General features: G+C 71.0%; 10 protein-coding genes. 3 read left to right on the top strand and 7 right to left on the bottom strand.

The window, feature by feature from the left end; genetic code table 11:
* The first annotated feature begins 34 nt into the window (after positions 1 to 34).
* Complete coding sequence (locus OV427_RS45335; RefSeq protein ID WP_267862469.1) at positions 35 to 1,231, top strand: porin; 1,197 nt, start codon at positions 35 to 37, stop codon at positions 1,229 to 1,231.
* Positions 1,232 to 1,245: 14 nt separating this feature from the next.
* Here OV427_RS45335 and OV427_RS45330 read toward each other — a convergent pair whose 3' ends face one another.
* The 6 genes from OV427_RS45330 to OV427_RS45305 form a co-directional block, all read right to left on the bottom strand.
* Entirely contained in the window at positions 1,246 to 2,247 is a 1,002-nt protein-coding gene (locus OV427_RS45330) for an NAD(P)H-quinone oxidoreductase (RefSeq protein ID WP_267862468.1), read from the bottom strand.
* Complete coding sequence (locus OV427_RS45325; protein ID WP_267862467.1) at positions 2,234 to 2,761, bottom strand: MaoC/PaaZ C-terminal domain-containing protein; 528 nt, start codon at positions 2,759 to 2,761, stop codon at positions 2,234 to 2,236. The genes OV427_RS45330 and OV427_RS45325 overlap by 14 nt, the downstream gene beginning before the upstream one ends.
* Positions 2,758 to 3,648 carry an HpcH/HpaI aldolase/citrate lyase family protein gene (locus OV427_RS45320; RefSeq protein ID WP_267862466.1) on the bottom strand — a complete coding sequence of 297 codons (891 nt, stop codon included), beginning with the start codon at positions 3,646 to 3,648 and terminating at the stop codon, positions 2,758 to 2,760. Before OV427_RS45320 ends, OV427_RS45325 begins: the two co-directional genes overlap by 4 nt.
* Before the next feature lie 20 nt (positions 3,649 to 3,668).
* On the bottom strand, positions 3,669 to 4,883 hold the full coding sequence (locus OV427_RS45315; RefSeq protein WP_267862465.1) for an aminotransferase class I/II-fold pyridoxal phosphate-dependent enzyme: 1,215 nt from the start codon (positions 4,881 to 4,883) through the stop codon (positions 3,669 to 3,671).
* A gap of 8 nt (positions 4,884 to 4,891) precedes the next feature.
* On the bottom strand, positions 4,892 to 9,436 hold the full coding sequence (locus OV427_RS45310) for a non-ribosomal peptide synthetase (protein ID WP_267862464.1): 4,545 nt from the start codon (positions 9,434 to 9,436) through the stop codon (positions 4,892 to 4,894).
* Between the two features lie 532 nt (positions 9,437 to 9,968).
* A complete protein-coding gene (locus OV427_RS45305) occupies positions 9,969 to 11,480 on the bottom strand; it encodes a hypothetical protein (protein WP_267862463.1) in 1,512 nt (503 codons plus the stop codon).
* A gap of 308 nt (positions 11,481 to 11,788) precedes the next feature.
* On the opposite strand from OV427_RS45305, the gene OV427_RS45300 reads away from it, so the two are divergent.
* Positions 11,789 to 12,556 (top strand): MBL fold metallo-hydrolase, encoded by a 768-nt coding sequence (locus OV427_RS45300; RefSeq protein WP_267862462.1) that lies wholly within the window; start codon positions 11,789 to 11,791, stop codon positions 12,554 to 12,556.
* Between the two features lie 102 nt (positions 12,557 to 12,658).
* Positions 12,659 to 13,657, top strand: coding sequence for a hypothetical protein (locus OV427_RS45295; RefSeq protein WP_267862461.1), 999 nt, complete (start codon positions 12,659 to 12,661; stop codon positions 13,655 to 13,657).
* A gap of 56 nt (positions 13,658 to 13,713) precedes the next feature.
* Here OV427_RS45295 and OV427_RS45290 read toward each other — a convergent pair whose 3' ends face one another.
* Complete coding sequence (locus OV427_RS45290) at positions 13,714 to 16,119, bottom strand: ABC transporter permease (RefSeq protein ID WP_267862460.1); 2,406 nt, start codon at positions 16,117 to 16,119, stop codon at positions 13,714 to 13,716.
* Positions 16,120 to 16,151: the final 32 nt, after the last annotated feature.

The following is a 16,151-nucleotide window of genomic DNA, read 5'->3' as shown; positions in this document are numbered from 1 at the left end:
ACCCTGCTGCACGGACCGGGCGCGGGGGACATACATGGGCCGAAAGCAATGGGTGGGTGGGCTCGCTGTGGCGGCGCTGCTCGCGCCGGCCCGTGGGTGGGCAGACGACGACGAGGACTCGAAGGAGGACGGCCCGTCGCTGACGGGCGGCTTCGACCGGCAGAAGGGCTTCCACCTCCAGTCCGCGGACGGCAACTACCTGCTGGGGCTGGGACTGCAGGCCGGGTACAAGATCGAGCCCATCTTCGTGGATGGCGAGGCCGAGTCCCGCACCGCCTTCTCGTTCCTGCGTCCCATCCTCAAGGGCAACATCTACCGGCCGTGGATCCGCTTCTGGACCTCGCTGGAGATGGCGGCGTTTCCCATCTACGTGCTGGACTCGTTCGTGGAAGTGCAGCCCATCGACGCGGTCGGCCTGCGCGCGGGCCAGCAGTACACGCCCCTGAGCCGGCACGAGTCGTGGGGACCGCAGCAGATCCTCTTCCCCGAGTTCGCGCCCATCGCCAACTACTTCTGGACCGGCCGCGACAAGGGCGTCACCTTCCTCGGCACGACGGAGCACCTGGAGTACTACGCGGGCATCTACAGCGGCTCGCCGCTGCGCACCATCACCTCGGAGCCCGGCCGCTACCAGCTCAATGCCCGGCTCACCTGCTCCCCCATGGGGAAGCCCGGCTACGGCGAGCTTCCCTTCATCATGTCCGGTGACAAGGAGCCGCCCCCGCTCAACGTGTCCTTCACCGTGCAGGGCGCGGGCGGCGAGGTGGAGCAGATCCAGGAGAACTTCAACCCGGAGGCCGGCATCTTCAAGATCGAGCGCGAGGGCGTGCGCCGCTTCGCCACGGGCTCGGTGGACGTGTTCGTGCAGGCCCGGCGCTTCAGCTTCTTTGGCGAGGCGTACCTGCGCCGCACCGATCCCCCCGGAGATGCGGCCCACTTCACCAGCTTCGGCGCGTGGGTGCAGGCCGACTATGTCTTCTACAAGAAGGTGCTGGATGCGGGGGTACGGCTCAGCTACCTGGACGCGAGCGGGAATGTAGACAACGACCTGCTCTACGTCGGCGAGGCCCAGCTCGCGTGGTTCGTGGACGCGCCGTACCTGGCCCTCAAGCTGCGCTACCAGATCGCCCACCAGGAGTCGCCGGACCCGGCCGCCGCCACGGGCCTCAGCCTGGCGAAGGACCCGGGCACCACGAACCTCATCACCCTGCAGGTCAACCTCTCCTTCTGACACGGCGAGGGCGCCTACACCTCCAGGACGATCTTCCCGAAGCTGGCGTTGGACTCCATGCGCCGGTGCGCGTCCGCCGCGCGCTCCAGCGGGAAGGTGGAGTCGATGATGGGGCGCACGCGCCCGGCGACCAGCTCCGGCAGCCACCGCTCGCGAAAGCGCCGGGTGACGGCCGCCTTCTCCTCCGGCGGCAGCGGGCGCAGCGCCATGCCCTTGAGCTGCAGGCGGCGCATGACCACCTGTCGCAAATCCAGCTCCGCGCTCATCCCCTCCAGCATGCCCAGCAGCAGCACGCACCCACCGAACTTCAGGACGGACAGGTTGCGCTCCAGCGCCGCGCCGCCCACGAAGTCCACCACCAGGTCCACGCCCGCGTTGCCATTGAGCGTCGGCACCTCGCGGGCGAAGTTGCGCTCCGTGCGCAGCACGCCCGCGTCGGCCCCCAGCTCCAGGCACCGGCGCCGCTTCTCCTCGGTGCTCACGGTGACGAACACCTTCGCGCCCACCGCATGCGCCACCTGGATGCAGGCGGTGCCAATCCCGCTGCCGCCCGCGTGGATGAGCACGGACTGGCCCTTGCGCAGGCCGCCCAGCTCCACCAGCGACTCGTGCGCGGTGATGAAGGCCTCCGGCGTGGCCGCGGCGTTCACGAAGGACCAGCCGTCCGGCATGGGGATGGCCATCCCCTCCTCCATGAGGCACGCCTCGGCGTAGCCGCCGCCGTCCACCAGGCCGAAGACGCGCTGGCCCGGGGTGAAGCCGCGCACCTCGGCGCCCACCGCCTCCACCTCGCCCGCCACCTCGATGCCCATGCGCGGGCTCTTGATGCCGGGAGGCAGCGGGTAGCCGCCGCTGCGCTGCACCGTGTCCCCGCGATTCAGGGCGGCGGCACGCACGCGCACGCGGAGCTGGCGGGGGCCCGGCCGCGGACGGGGCACCTCCGCCAGCCGGATGACCTCCGGCCCGCCGAACTCCTCCAGCACCACCGCCCGCATGGCCGCTTCAGTAGTTGGCATCGACGTCCACCGCGTGCTTGCGCAGCGGCACCAGGAAGGAACGCTCGAAGGTCATGAAGACGGTGCCGTCCGCCTTCACGCCCTTCGTCTCCACGGAGACCACGCCCTGCGTCTTGCGCGACTTCGACATGCGTTTGTCCAGCACGCGGCTCTCCGCGTAGATGGTGTCGCCCACGAAGACGGGGGCGGTGAGACGGACCTTGTCCCAGCCCAGGTTGGCCACGCCCTTGGCGCTGGTGCTGTTGAGGCTCATACCTCCAACGATGGCCAGCGTCACCAGGCTCGACATCAGCGGCCGCTTCCACTCCGTCTTGCTGGCGTACACCGCGTCGATGTGGAGCGGGTGCGTGTTGAGGCACAGCAGCGACTGCCAGATGTTGTCCACGTCGGTGAGGGTGCGCCCGGGCCGGTGCTCGAACACGTCGCCCACCTCGAAGTCCTCGTAATAGAGGCCGTGCGTCTCGCGGTAGCGCTGCTTGCCCACCTTCTTGTGGGCGGTGACCATCTTCTTCATGTGTCTCCCCTGCCGGCGCTCGTGCGCAGCGCGACGGGCTCCAGGGCCTCCTCCAGCTTCACGCTCGCCAGCACCCGCCGCGCGGCCGCCACCAGCGGAGGGCCCACCATGTTGCCACCCACGAGGTGGATGCCACCCTTCCCGTCATCCGCCTGGGCCAGCACGCGCCGTGCGTGGTCCACCATGCGGGCGGTGGGACGGAGCGCCTCGTGGATGAGGTCCACCTGGTCCGGGTGGATGACGATCTTCGCGGTGAAGCCCAGCGCGCGCGCCCGGCGCGTCTCCTCCGCCAGGCCCTCCGGGTCCTCCAGGTCGAAGAAGGGCGAGTCGATGGCGGCCAGCCCGGCGAGGCCCGCGGCCATGGCGATGCGTGAGCGCGCGTACAGCATGGGCTCCCACGTCATCGGCACGCCGAGCTGCGACGACAGGTCCGCCGCGCCGAAGATGAGGCCCCGCAGCCGGGGCGTGGCACCGGCGATGGCGTCCACCGCCGACACGCCCCGGGGCGTCTCGATGATGGCCAGCAGCACGGCGTCCGGGATGCGCTCGCCGAGCAGCTCGTCGAGCTGCTGCAACTCCACGGGCGACTCCACCTTGGGCAGCAGGATGGCGTCGGGCTGGGCGTCCGCGTCCAGCAGGGCGAGCACGTCCCGCAGGCCGTCCACGGTGCGCAGGCTGTTGATGCGCACCGTCATGGGGCCCCTGGGGCGGGTGCGACAGAGGTGGTCGACGGCGAGCCGGCGCGCCTCGGCCTTGAGGGCCCCGGGCACACCGTCCTCCAGGTCGAGCAACCCCACGTCCGCCCCCACCGCCGCCGCCTTGTCGAAGCGCGTGGGGTCCAGGGCGGGAGTCACGAGGTAGGTCCTGCTGGGAATGGGCAACGGCATGACGCCTCCGCTTTCTCTCTTCAAGCCACCGGCGCTGACACTTCCTGCACGGCGTCACACAATCGCTGCACGTCGTCCCGGGACAGGTTGGCGCGCAGCATGATGCGCAGGCCCGCCCGCCCCCTGGGGACGATGGGGAAGAACACGGCCGACGTGTAGAAGCCCCGCTCCAGCATCCGGCGCGAGCGCTCCACCGCCGCGGCCTCGGGGCCCACCTCGATGACCTTGATGGGGAAGTCCTCGCCCGTGGTGCGCGTGGGGATGCGCTCGTCGAAGGCGCGGATGTTGGCGCGCAGCGCCTGCTGCCGCTTCGACAGCTCCGCCGACCCGTGCAGGCGCGCGGAGCCCAGGCCGGCGCCGATGGCGGGGATGCACAGGCTCTGCGACCAGCCCAGCGGCCCGGCGAAGCGCCCCACCAGGTCCGTGTGGTGGGCCGCGCCGAGCATCACCGCCCCACCCGCCGTGCCGAAGCCCTTGCCCAGCGAACCGATGATGATGGTGCGCGGCCCCACCTCGCCTCCAATCAGCGTCCGCACGAAGCCCTCGCCCGACGTGCCGTAGAGCGAGAGGGAGTGCGAATCGTCGAAGTAGAGGAACAGGCCGTAGCGGTCCTGCAGCGCGAGCAGCTCCTTCACCACCGCCGCGCCGCCCATGGAGTAGAAGCCGTCCGCCACGTAGGCCACGCGCGCGTGCTTGCGGCAGACGTCCTCCAGGAAGTCCAGGTCGTTGTGCGGCGACGTGAGCACCTCCGTCTCGTCCGCGCAGATGGGCTTGATGAGGTTCATCGAGAAGTGCGCCGCCTTGTCGAAGACGAGCACCGGCTTCTGCTTCTCGGGCAGCAGGTGCCCCGAGGCGATGAGCGGCAACAGCCCCGCGCTGGCGGCGCTGGCCGTGGTGGTGACCACCGTCTTCGCGCGCCAGAGGCGGGACAGCTCCTCCTCCAGCTCGTCCAGGATGGACACGCGCACCCGCAGCCGGGAGATGGCCATGTCCATGGTCTTCTCGCGGCGGAGCGCGTCAATCGCGCCCTCGAGCACGTCGGGGTGCGAGTCCAGCCCCAGGTACGAGCAGGAGCACATGTTGATGAACTCGCGGCCGTCCGGCAGCTCGAGCGAGCCCCGTCCGGTGTTGCGCACCGACAGGTCCAGGAGCCCCGCCTCCTTCGCCGCCTGGAAGGAGGGATTGCCGTGGACGATCATCGACTCCGTGTTGCGGTAGCGGTTCTTCTCTTCCATGGAAGACCTCACAGCGAATCGGGGTTCGCCAGCACCCGGTCCATGAGCGCGAGCAGCGCGTCGCGCCAGCGCTCCGCGGTGGTGGGCTCGAACAGGTCGGTGTTGAACTCCAGGCTGCCGCTGAAGCCGCCCTCCCTCTCGTAGAACGCCAGGGACAGCTCGTAGATGGAGCTACCCCGGTCCGTGGACTCCATGGGTGCCAGCGTCAGGCCGGGCAGCGGCACCGGCTCCGCGGGCGCGTTCTGCAGCGCGAACATGGCCTGGAAGAGCGGCGGGCGGTTGGGCAGCCGCTGGACGCCGATGGCGTCCACCACCTGCTCGAAGGGCACCTCCTGGTGCGCGTACGCGCCCAGGGTGACGTCCCGCACGCGGGCGAGGAGCTGGCGGAAGGAGGGGCCGCCGCGCAGGTCCACGCGGAGCGCCAGCCCGTTCACGAAGAGGCCGATGAGCGGCTCCAGGTCCGGCAGCGTGCGGTTGGCGATGGGCGAGCCGATGACGACCTCGTCCTGGCCCGACTCGCGGCAGAGCACCGCGCCGAACAGGGCCAGCAGCGCCATGAAGGGCGTCACCCGCTCCTGCTGGCAGAGGGCGTTGAGCGCGTCGCTGTGCGTGCGGCCCAGTTCCACCGGCAGCGAGGCGCCGTTGAAGGTCCGCGTCGCCGGCCGGGGCTTGTCGGTGGGGAGGGCGAGCAACGTGGGCGCGCCGGCCAGCGCCGCGCGCCAGTAGCCCAGCCGGGACTCCAGCTCGCTCCCGGCGAGCCAGCCCCGCTGCCACGCCGCGAAGTCCGGGTACTGCACGCGCAGCGGCGGCAGCGCCAGCGTCACGCCCGTGGAGAGCGCCGTATAGAACAGCCCCACCTCGCGGGTGAGGATGCCCTCGGACCAGCCGTCCGACAGGATGTGGTGCTTGCTGAAGAGCAGCAGGTGCTCGTCGTCCGCGAGCCGGAACAGCTCACCGCGCACCAGCGGCCCGCGCGTCAGGTCGAAAGGACGGCGCGCCTCCTCGGAGATGCGCCGGAACACCTCGTCCCGCGCGTCCTCCCGCCCGCGCAGGTCCGTCACCGGCAGCGCGAAGTGGAACGACGGGGCCACCTTCTGCAACGGGCGCCCGTCCTCCTCGACGAAGGTGGTGCGCAGCGACTCGTGCCGGTCCACCATCGCCTGGAGCGCGCCGTGGAGCGCCTCCACCTTCATGTCCCCGACGAAGCGGTACGTCCCCAGCTGGTTGTAGGCCGTGGACGCGGGGTTCAGCTTGAACAGCTTCCAGAGCCGCTCCTGCGAGAAGGACAGCGGCAGCGGCCCGTCGCGAGGCACGCGGACCAGCGGGGGCAGTGAGCGCACCGGCGCGCCCTGCTCCGCCTCGATGCGCCGCGCGAGGTCGGCCACGGTGGGCCCCTCGAACATGGCGCGCAGCGGCAGCTCCACGCCCAGCGTGTGCTGCATGCGGGAGAGCAGCTGGGTGGCGAGCAACGAGTGACCGCCCAGCGCGAAGAAGTCGTCGTGCACGCTGACGCGCTCGCGCCGGAGCACCTGGCACACCAGCGCGGCGACCTGCTCCTCCACGGGTGTGCGCGGCGCCACCGACTCACGGCCCTTCACGCCCGCGCCCACCGTGTCCGGGTGTGGCAGCGCGCGCCGGTCCACCTTGCCGTTGCTGGTGACGGGCAGCGCGTCCAGCACGACGAAGGCCGACGGCACCATGTACTCGGGCAGGCTCTTGCGGAGGAAGGCGCGCAGGACCTGGGGGTCCGGCGTGTCGGCGTTGCGCGGCGCGAGGTACGCCACCAGCGCCTTGCCGCCGGGCATGTCGTCGCGCGCCACCACCGTCACCTCGCGCACGCCCGGGTGGCGGGACAGCGCCACCTCCACCTCGCCGGGTTCGATTCGGAAACCGCGCAGCTTCACCTGCGCGTCGCGGCGACCGTGGAACTGCAGCCGCCCGTCCGGCAGCCACCGCGCGAGGTCTCCGGAACGGTAGAGGCGAGCGCCGGGCGTGGAGCTGTACGGGTCCGGGATGAAGCACTCCGCCGTCAGCTCCGGCCGCCGCAGGTAGCCCCAGGCCAGGCCGTCGCCCCCGATGAACAGCTCGCCCGGCACGCCCACGGGCACCGGCCGCAGGTGCGCGTCCAGCAGGTACACGCGCGTGTTCGCGATGGGCCGGCCGATGGAGACCGAGTGCCCCACCCCGGCCGGGTCCGTCAGCACGTGGCAGCAGGTGAAGGTGGTGCCCTCCGTGGGGCCGTAGCCATTCACCAGCCGCCCGCCGAGGACCAGGTGCTCGCGCACACGCTCCGGCGGCAGCACATCGCCGCCAGCGAGCACCTGCCGCACCCGCGCGAGGGACGCCGGCTGGCCCGCGACCATCTGCTCGTAGAGCGCGGCCGTCAGCCACAGCGTGGTGATGCCGTGCCTGTCCAGGACGCGGCCCAGCTCCTCCAGCGACAGCGGATGCGGCGGCGGCACCACCAGCCGGGCGCCGTGGAGCAGGCTGCCCCACAGCTCGAAGGTGGAGGCGTCGAAGGCCAGCGGCGCCAATTGGAGGAAGACCTCGTCAGGTCCCAGCCGCGCGAAGCCCGTGCCCAGCACCAGCCGCGTCACCGCGCGGTGGGGTACGCAGACGCCCTTGGGCCGGCCGGTGGAACCGGACGTGTACATGACGTACGCCAGGTCCGCGCCCGTGGTCTCCATGCGTGGCGCTGTGTCCGGCGCGGCGGCGATGCGCGCGGCGTCCGCGTCGAGGAAGAGCGGCCGCACTCCGCCCGGGGGAAGGTGCCGCGACGCGCCCTCCAGCGTGAGCACGCGCGCGGCACCGGTGTCCTCCAGCATGAAGCCGAGCCGCTCGGCCGGAGCGGACGGGTCCAGTGGCACATAGGCGGCGCCGGCCTTCAGGATGCCGAGCACGGCCACCACGGCCTCCGGCGAGTGCTCCAGGCACAGGGCCACCCTGTCTCCGAGGCGTACACCCTCGGCGAGCAGGTGGTTGGCGAGCCGGTTGGCGCTTCGGTCCAGCTCCGCGTAGGTGAAGGCCCGGCCCGCCGACTCCACCGCCACGGCGTCCGGGGTGCTGGCGGCGCGGGCCTCGAACAACGAGGGCAGGCTGACGTCGCGCGGGTACTCCACGGAGGTGGCATTCCAGTCCACCAGCACCCGGCGCCGCTCCACGGTGGGCTGGAGGGACAGCTCGGACAGGCGCCGCGCCGGGTAGAGGACGGCGTTCTCCAGGAGCACGCGCAGGTGCTCCATCATCCGCGCCGCGGTGGCCGGATCGAACAAGTCCGTCCGGTACTCCAGGGTGCCTGCGATTCGCTGGGGAGACTCCACCAGCGTGAGGGTGAAATCGAACTTGGACGTGCCACTGTCCACCGCGTCCAGCGGCGTGAGCGTGAGGCCGCGCAGCGACAGCTCCAGGGGCGGCGTGTTGAGCAGCCCCAGCGCCACCTGGAAGAACGGCGTGTGCCCGAGCTGCCGCGCCGGCTGGAGCACCTCCACCAGCTTCTCGAAGGGCACGTCCTGGTGGGAGTAGGCGCCCAGCGTCACCTCCTTCACGCGGGCGAGCAGCTCGCGGAACGTGGGGTCTCCGCCCAGCCGCGTGCGCAGCACCAGCGTGTTGACGAAGAAGCCGATGAGCCCCTCCGTCTCCGCCTGACGGCGCCCGGCGATGGGCGCGCCCACGCAGAGGTCGTCCTGGCCCGAGTAACGCGCCAGCACCGCCTGCAGCCCCGCCAGCAGGGCCATGAACAGCGTGGCCCCTTCCGCGCGGCAGAAGCTGCGCAGGTTCCGGGTGAGGGCCGAAGGCAGCTCCACGTGCATCATCGCACCCGGGTTGCGCGTGTCCGCGGTGCGCGGCCGGTCCGTGGGCAGCTCCAGCTGGGGCGGCGCGCCCTCCAACTGCCGCTTCCAGTACGCGAGCTGCCCGTCCAGCACGTCCTCCTGGAGCCACTCGCGCTGGCGCACGGCGTAGTCCGCGTACTGGATGGGCAGCTCCGGCAGTGGCGACGGCTGGCCGGAGAGGAAGGCGTCGTACAGCGCGCCCACCTCGCGGATGAGCACGGAGAGCGACCACGCGTCGGAGACGATGTGGTGCATCGTCACCAGCAGCACGTGCTCCTGCTCCGAGAGACGGACGAGCCCGGTGCGCAGCAGCGGCCCGCGCGTCAGGTCGAAGGGGCGCCGGGCCTCCTCGCGCGCGAGGCGCAGGGCCTCCGCGTCCCGCTCCGGCCCGGGCAGGCGCCGCAGGTCCGCCACGTCCAGCTCGCACGGCATGCCGGGGTGGATGACCTGGACGGGCCGGCCCTCACGCGCGCGGAACGTGGTGCGCAGCGACTGGTGGCGGCGCACCACCTCCGTGAAGGCCCGCTCCAGCGCCGGCACGTCGAGCGCGCCCTTCAGCCGCAGCGCGGCCGGGATGTTGTAGAGCGAGGTGCCCGACTGGTACTGGTCCACGAGCCACAACCGGAGCTGGGCGAAGGACAGCTCCGCTTCCTCCGTGCGCGCCACGATGACCGGCGTGCGAGCCCGCTCCGGCGCGGGGAAGCTCTTCTTCAATGGTTCCATGGCGGGATTCCCATCGACTCGGTGGGGCCAACGCGGCCGCGGTGGATGAAGCGGAATCGGACGGTGCTCCCGGTGGCGGCTCCACTCCGCGCGCGGTGGGAGCGCGCGACGACAGCGCTGACCTGCACGGAGGAGAGCGGCACCGGCAGCAGATGCTCACACTCCGTGCGGCAGAGCAGGCGTGTGAGAAGCAGGCCCCCGCAAGGCCGGCAGGAAGGCTGACGAGCCTTCGAGCCATGAGGCCACACGGACATGCCGAACTGAGGGCGCATGAGGGGAGCCGCGAAGGCGAGGGGGCGCCTTCGGGCTAGTCGGGTCTTACTTAAAAACCCGTGTGTGCCGCCATGCCTTGTTTATGACTGCCTTTGCACACCCAGAGCATAAACATGGAGCGGGATGCGAAACACACCCGCACGCTCCTGTCTGACTACAGAGGCGGGACTGACCCGCCCCGGGCCTGGATGACTTCAATCACAGAACACATGTCTCGGAGCCCGGTGTGCGCAGGGCCCCGAGACAGTGGGTGGAGCGACTACGGGCAGTCCAGCGTGCAGGCGGCGTGCGTCTCCCACGGCTGGCAGATGGCGTCACCGCACGAGGAGTTGAGGAACGTCTCCAGCACGGCCTGACGGTGCGGCAGGAAGGTACCGGTGAGCGCTGGGGAGATGTTGTAGCGCGGGCCGAACGGGCCGGGGGACGTCTGCTCCGACACGTGGACGAAGCCCAGCGACGGGGGCCAGATGATGCCGCCGCCCAGGTTGGCGCCGTTGCTGAGCTGGTGGCAGCCCCCACACGACAGGGCCAGCGAGCGCGCGACGACCTGCTGCGGCGTCAGCGCGCTGGGGATGGCGGTGAGCGCGGCCTGGATGTTGCCGTGGAAGACGCTGGGGCCCGGGCCGAAGTGGAAGAGGTAGTCATTCTCCGGGCCCTGAGCGTTGCTCTGCCCGCTGTTCTCCGGCTGCGTGGAGGCGAAGTTGAACAGGTTGATGTCGTTGATGGCCAGGTTGGGCACCTGCGACGGGAACTGCGCGTTCTGGAAGTTGAAGGCCTCCGGATGACCGGAGGCCGGGTTGAAGAGCAGCCCACCCGGATTGGTCGAGTCCACCACCGGCCGGAAGTTCAGCGCGCAGGGCACGGAGCCGCACATCGTGCGCAGGACCTTGAACTCACGCAGCGTCCAGGGCGGCTGCATGAACTGGTTGGTGCGCACCTGGCCCGTGGCCGGAATCCCCGTGCGGTTGCCGTAGTTGTCGTAGTGGACCACCGGCATGAAGCCGCCGCCCAGGCCGGTGAAGTAGAAGTTCTGCAGCCCGGCGATGCGCGTGGCGAGGCTGGCCGTGGTCAGCGACGCCCAGAAGTTCGCCACCGGCATGCAGCCCGCGAGCCCGAGGGCCGGCGTGGGGTTGGGCAGCACCGCCTCGAAGATGAGGAGGTTGCGCTGGCCCGGGTTGGTGATTCCGGAGCGCTTCGCGTAGACGATGCGGTACTCGCCGCAGTCCGTCCCGCTCACCGGCGCCAGGTCGAAGCGGTTGACCAGCGCGGTGGGGACGTACTCGTCCGGGTTGACCGAGGGATTGATGAAGGGATTGACGGTGGCCTGGTTCCCCTCGACGCGCGGACACTGGTAGGGGAAGTTGTTGAAGCCCGGCGTACAGCCGGGCGGCGTCGCCGTGCTCCACCAGTTCTGGAAGAGCGCCAGCGGGGTGAGGCCCGCGACGGCCGACTGGGTCACCAGTTGCTGCATCACCTTCTGCAGCGGGAAGTTCTTCACGATGGCGTCATCGGTGACGATGAGCGAGCTGCGCGGGTCCAGGGGGGTGGCCTGCGCCGAGGGGCCCCGTGGCGGCAGCGCCACCGCGCCGATGCCGCGGCGCTCCGGGTGGGAGGACTGCTCCGGGACGACGACTTCCGGAGTCACTTCCGGCGTCGTCATGGGAGGCGAGGCCTCCGGAGGCGCCTCGCCACAGCCAGCCGCCCATGCCAGCGCGACGCCTCCCAGCGCCAGACGCCACGGGATTCGCTTCCAATCACTCACCTGCTTCATGTGTGACCTCGTACTCGCGCGGACGGCCGCGCCCTCCTGCCATGGATGGACCCCGGCCGGTCGTGGTCCAGGCTCGCGGAACCGGCAGAAAGTTCCACGAATCTTGGACTGTACGATATTCACCACGTGTGAAGCGAGACATCCAATGATGATGAAGCTTTGCGGCGAGGTGTCTCGACGTGTAACGCAAAATGCTACACTTTACAGCGAAGCGTCTCGGTGTGTAACGCGGAATGCTACAACGGCCCGGGTCGGCGGATGACGACTGAGCCGTTGCCTTCGTGGGGAGTCCTTGAGCATGGTGGGGCATGGCCTTCTCAGCGACCCACATCGGCACGGCGACCCTGCTGCTCGAAATCGGTCCGCTCCGCATCCTCACGGACCCGGCGTTCGACCCGCCGGGGCGCACGTATGGCTTCGGCTGGGGGACGAGCTCGAAGCGCACCGCGGGCCCCGCCCTTCCCCTGGAGCAGATCGGACACCTGGACGCGGTGCTCATCACCCATGACCAGCACGCCGACAACCTCGATGACGCGGGGCGCACGCTGCTGCCCCGCGCGGCCCACCTGGTGACGACGCCCGCGGCGGCCCGGCGCCTGGGCCACTCCGGCGCGGTGGGGCTGAAGCCCTTCGAGTCGACGACGGTGGGCGACGTGCGCATCACCGCCACGCCCGCGCGCCATGGCCCGCCGGGCTCGCTGCCCATCGTCGGGCACGTGGTGGGCTTCCTCCTGGAGTCCCCCTCGCTCCCGGGGCCCGTCTACATCTCCGGCGACACCGTCTGGTTCGACGGCGTCGCGGAGGTGGCCCGGCGCTTCCGAGTCCACACCGCCTTCCTCCACCTGGGCTGCGTGGGGTTCCCCCTCACCGGGCCGCTCCGCTACACGTTCAACGCGCGGGAGGCCGTGGTCGCCGCCCAGGCGCTCGGGGCCCAGCGCATCGTCCCGGTGCACTACGACGGGTGGACCCACTTCAGGCAGGGCCCCGACGAGGCCCGGCGGGAGCTCACCCGGGCGGGGCTCGCGGACCGGGTGACGTGGCTCACCCCGGGCGAGCGCACGTCCCTCGACGGATAAAAATAACAAAGACAAACTGGATGTAACACGGAAGTCCGTGAATACTGCCCCTGCCCGCGCAAAAGCCTCTCATTCATCCGCGCGGGAAATGGGGGAATCACCGTGTACAACACCAGGAAGCAGCTCGTCGTATGGCTCATGGCACTCACCACCGCGTGCGGGGGCACGGCGGGCGAGACACCCGAAGCGGATCAAGGCACCGTCAGCGCCCTCGCGGAGGAGCCGCTGCCGGGACAGCCCACCGTCATCAACTCCGAAAAGTCGGGCATCGTCCGCTTCGACGCCACCGGTGACAAGGTGGTGTTCCAGCCCGCCAGCTCCAAGCCGTTGCAGTTCCAGGACTGGAAGGCCTTCGCGGAGTACGCGCAGAAGACGCTCAACGCGCGCGTCCACACCCACCCCGAGACGGGCGAGTTCGAGGGCGTCAGCGGCGACTACGACATCGCCGGAGCGCCGGGGATGGCGGACGCGGAGACCAAGACGGTGCGCGACGTCGTCAACCCGGTGGGCGCCTTCCTCGGCGGGCTCCAGGGGTACGTCTACATCGGCAAGGAGCGCATCTGCGTCCGCCCGGAGGTCTGCGGGGACTTGCAGATCCCGCCGAAGGACGGGAAGGCCGCGCAGGCGCTCAAGAGCACGGGCCCCACGGCGCAGGGGGAGCGTTACGCGTTCGACGGCACCGGCACGTTCTGCAACGCCTCCGGCTTCTGCATCCGGGGCTACGCCATCAACCTGCACTCGGTGTTCAGTTGGACCAGCAGCGCCACCGAGCGTGTCAGCGGCGGGACGCGGACGGAGCGCTTCTTCTGCTGGAAGGGCATCATCCCGTGGGTGTGCTCGCGGCAGGTGGGCGAGCCGCACTCGATGCGGGTGGTCGTCACGTACGTGGACCTGCTGGGCACCGCCTTCAGCGGAGGCAGCAGCAGCGCCAACAACTCGGAGAAGGTGGAGCGTGGCTCGTTCTGGATTGGCCCCTTCAACCCCTTCAACCCGCCCGCCGCCGTGAGGGCCTGGGCCACCTGCGGCGCCCACTCCGGCAGCACCGCCAGCGGTAGCACGGGGACGCGCAAGTCGGCCACCGGGTTGATGGGCTGCCCGTAGTGACGTGAGGTGACGATGCGCGCGGGTCCTGCTGCTCGGGGGCCCGTGCGCGTCGCTCAGCCGTCGCCGCGGAGCGCCTCGTTGGGCGGCACCCGCAGGGCGCGGCGGGCGGGGAGCCAACTGGCCAGCAGTGCCACCGCCCCGAGCAGCAGGGGCACGACGCCGAAGGTGAAGGCGTCGAACTCGCCCACGCCGTAGAGCAGGCCGGACAGGCTGCGCGCGAGCACTGCGGCGCCCACCAGCCCCAGGGCCACCCCCACCGCGGCGAGCCGCACGCCCTGCCCCACCACCAGCCACATCAGCTGGCTGTCCCGGGCGCCCAGCGCGATGCGGATGCCCAATTCGCGCGTGCGCTGGCTCACCGAGTACGCCAGCACGCCGTACAGCCCCACCCCCGCCAGCACCAGCCCCAGCACCGCCAGGGCCGCCAGGAGCGTGCCCAGCACCTGCGTGCTCCCGAGGTTGGCGTCCACCAGGTCCACCATGGAGCGGACCTGGACCAGCGGCAGGTCCGGGTCCACCGCGCGCAGCGTCTCGCGCAGGATGGGCGCCAGGGCGGCCATGTCCTGCGAGGTGCGCACGGCAAGCAGCATGTACAGCACCTCGAACTGGCCCACGGGGAGGTACACCTCACTGGCCGGCGCCGCATCCACACTGTCGTGGTGGACGTCACCCACCACGCCCACCACCTCGCGGAAGGGCTCGTCGTCGAACGTCAGCTTCACGCGCTGCCCCACGGCGCTGCGTCCGGGGAACCAGGTGCGGGCGAAGGTCTCGCTGACCACCACCACGGGCGCCGTGCCCGGACCATCCGAGGCCTCGAGGCCTCGCCCTTCCTTGATGGGGATGCGCAGGGTGGCGAAGTAGCTGTCGCTCGCGGTGCGGAAGGTGCTCAGTTCCCGGGTCTCCGCGACGGAGGCGGGCTCGCCCGGCAGCAACACGGTGGCCAGGCCCTTGCGCCCCCACAGCGGCACCGTGCTGGCCAGACCCGCGGACTCCACACCCGTCAGCCCCCGCACCCGCTCCAGCACCGACGCGAGCACCACGCGGCGGGCGGCGTCATCCTTGTACTTCTCTGCGGGAACGAACACCTCCGCCACGGTGACACCACGAGGCTCGAAGCCCAGCGGCACCTGATGCAGCGAGTGGAGGGTGCGCAGCATCAGCCCCGCGCCCACCAGCGGCACCAGTGCCAGCGCCACCTGCGCCACCACCAGCGCGGCGCGAGCGCGTCCCTGCCCCGTGGCACCACGTCCCCCATGCAGTCCTCCGAGCGCCCCACGTCCGTCGGCCCGCGCCGCCCTCAGCGCCGGCACCAGGCCGAACAGGACGCTGGTGAGCAGGGACAGCGCTCCGGCGATGGCCAGCGCATGTGGCTCCAACCGCACCGCGTCCGGAGGCAGCACCTCGACGGGGACCAGCACGCGCAGCACGTCCATGCCCCACAGGGACAGCAGCAGGCCGGCCGCGCCTCCGGCGAGCGCGAGCATTCCGCTCTCCACCAGGAACTGGCGCATCAACTGGACACGGCTCGCGCCGAGGGCGGCACGCACCGACACCTCGCGCTCCCGCGCGCTGGCCCGGGCCAGGAGCAGGTTCGCCACGTTGGCGCAGGCCACGAGCAGCACCAGCGCCACCACGCCCGCGAGCAGCCAGAGCTGCGCTTGCGTGTCCTCCACCACCTGCGCGTGCAGGGGCAGCACGCGCGCGCCCGACGCCTCGCCCGCGAAGGCCTCCTCGTGGGCCATCGAGGTCGCCAGCGCGTCCAGTTCCTCCCGCGCGCGCTCCACCGGAATGCCGGGACGCAGGCGGCCCAGGGCGCGCAGGAAGATGTCCTCCGGGCGCTCTCCTCCGGCGAGGTCCGGAGCCAGCGGCGTCCAGATGTCCGCGCCGGGCGCGAGGCGGAAGTCCGCGGGCAGAACGCCCAGCACCGTGTACGGCCGGCCACTGAGGTTCAGCGTCCGGCCCACCACGTCCGGGCTTCCGCCGAAGCGGCGCTGCCACAGCGCGTGGGAGAGCAGGAGGACCTGGTCGCGCCCGGCCACCTCCATCTCCGCGCCGAAACCCTGGCCGAGGATGGGCCGCACTCCGAGCATGGGCAGCAGATTCACCGTCACGCGCCCCGAGCGCAGGCGCTCCGCCGGGCCATCGCCGGTGAGCGTGAAGTCGCGCACCGTCATGCCCTCCAGGGACTGGAAGGAATGCGTGCGCTCGCGCCACGCCTGGAGGACGCGGAGCGACACGCCCATGCGCTCCATCCGGGGGCTCGACTGGAACAGGCGGACCAGCCGCTCCGGCTCGGTGTACGGCAGCGGCCGCAGCAGCACCTGGTACACCACGCTGAAGACGGCGGTGGTGGCGCCGATGGCCAGCGCCAGCGTGGCGATGATGACCAGCGTGAAGCCGAGCTCGCGCCGCATGCGGCGCAGGCTGAGACGGACGTCCTGGAGGAGCTGGGACATGGGGGCCTCGAGTGAGTGCAACTCTAGCGCCA

The organism is Pyxidicoccus sp. MSG2, assembly GCF_026626705.1.
GTDB lineage: Bacteria > Myxococcota > Myxococcia > Myxococcales > Myxococcaceae > Myxococcus.
This window is presented reverse-complemented; position numbering and strand designations above follow the sequence as displayed.

What these genes read in the sequence shown, in the direction of transcription:
- OV427_RS45335 (WP_267862469.1), top strand. Translation starts at nt 35, where the DNA reads ATGGGCCGAAAGCAATGGGTGGGTGGGCTCGCTGTGGCGGCGCTGCTC.
- OV427_RS45330 (WP_267862468.1), bottom strand. Translation starts at nt 2,247, where the DNA reads ATGCCAACTACTGAAGCGGCCATGCGGGCGGTGGTGCTGGAGGAGTTC.
- OV427_RS45325 (WP_267862467.1), bottom strand. Translation starts at nt 2,761, where the DNA reads ATGAAGAAGATGGTCACCGCCCACAAGAAGGTGGGCAAGCAGCGCTAC.
- OV427_RS45320 (WP_267862466.1), bottom strand. Translation starts at nt 3,648, where the DNA reads ATGCCGTTGCCCATTCCCAGCAGGACCTACCTCGTGACTCCCGCCCTG.
- OV427_RS45315 (WP_267862465.1), bottom strand. Translation starts at nt 4,883, where the DNA reads ATGGAAGAGAAGAACCGCTACCGCAACACGGAGTCGATGATCGTCCAC.
- OV427_RS45310 (WP_267862464.1), bottom strand. Translation starts at nt 9,436, where the DNA reads ATGGAACCATTGAAGAAGAGCTTCCCCGCGCCGGAGCGGGCTCGCACG.
- OV427_RS45305 (WP_267862463.1), bottom strand. Translation starts at nt 11,480, where the DNA reads ATGAAGCAGGTGAGTGATTGGAAGCGAATCCCGTGGCGTCTGGCGCTG.
- OV427_RS45300 (WP_267862462.1), top strand. Translation starts at nt 11,789, where the DNA reads ATGGCCTTCTCAGCGACCCACATCGGCACGGCGACCCTGCTGCTCGAA.
- OV427_RS45290 (WP_267862460.1), bottom strand. Translation starts at nt 16,119, where the DNA reads ATGTCCCAGCTCCTCCAGGACGTCCGTCTCAGCCTGCGCCGCATGCGG.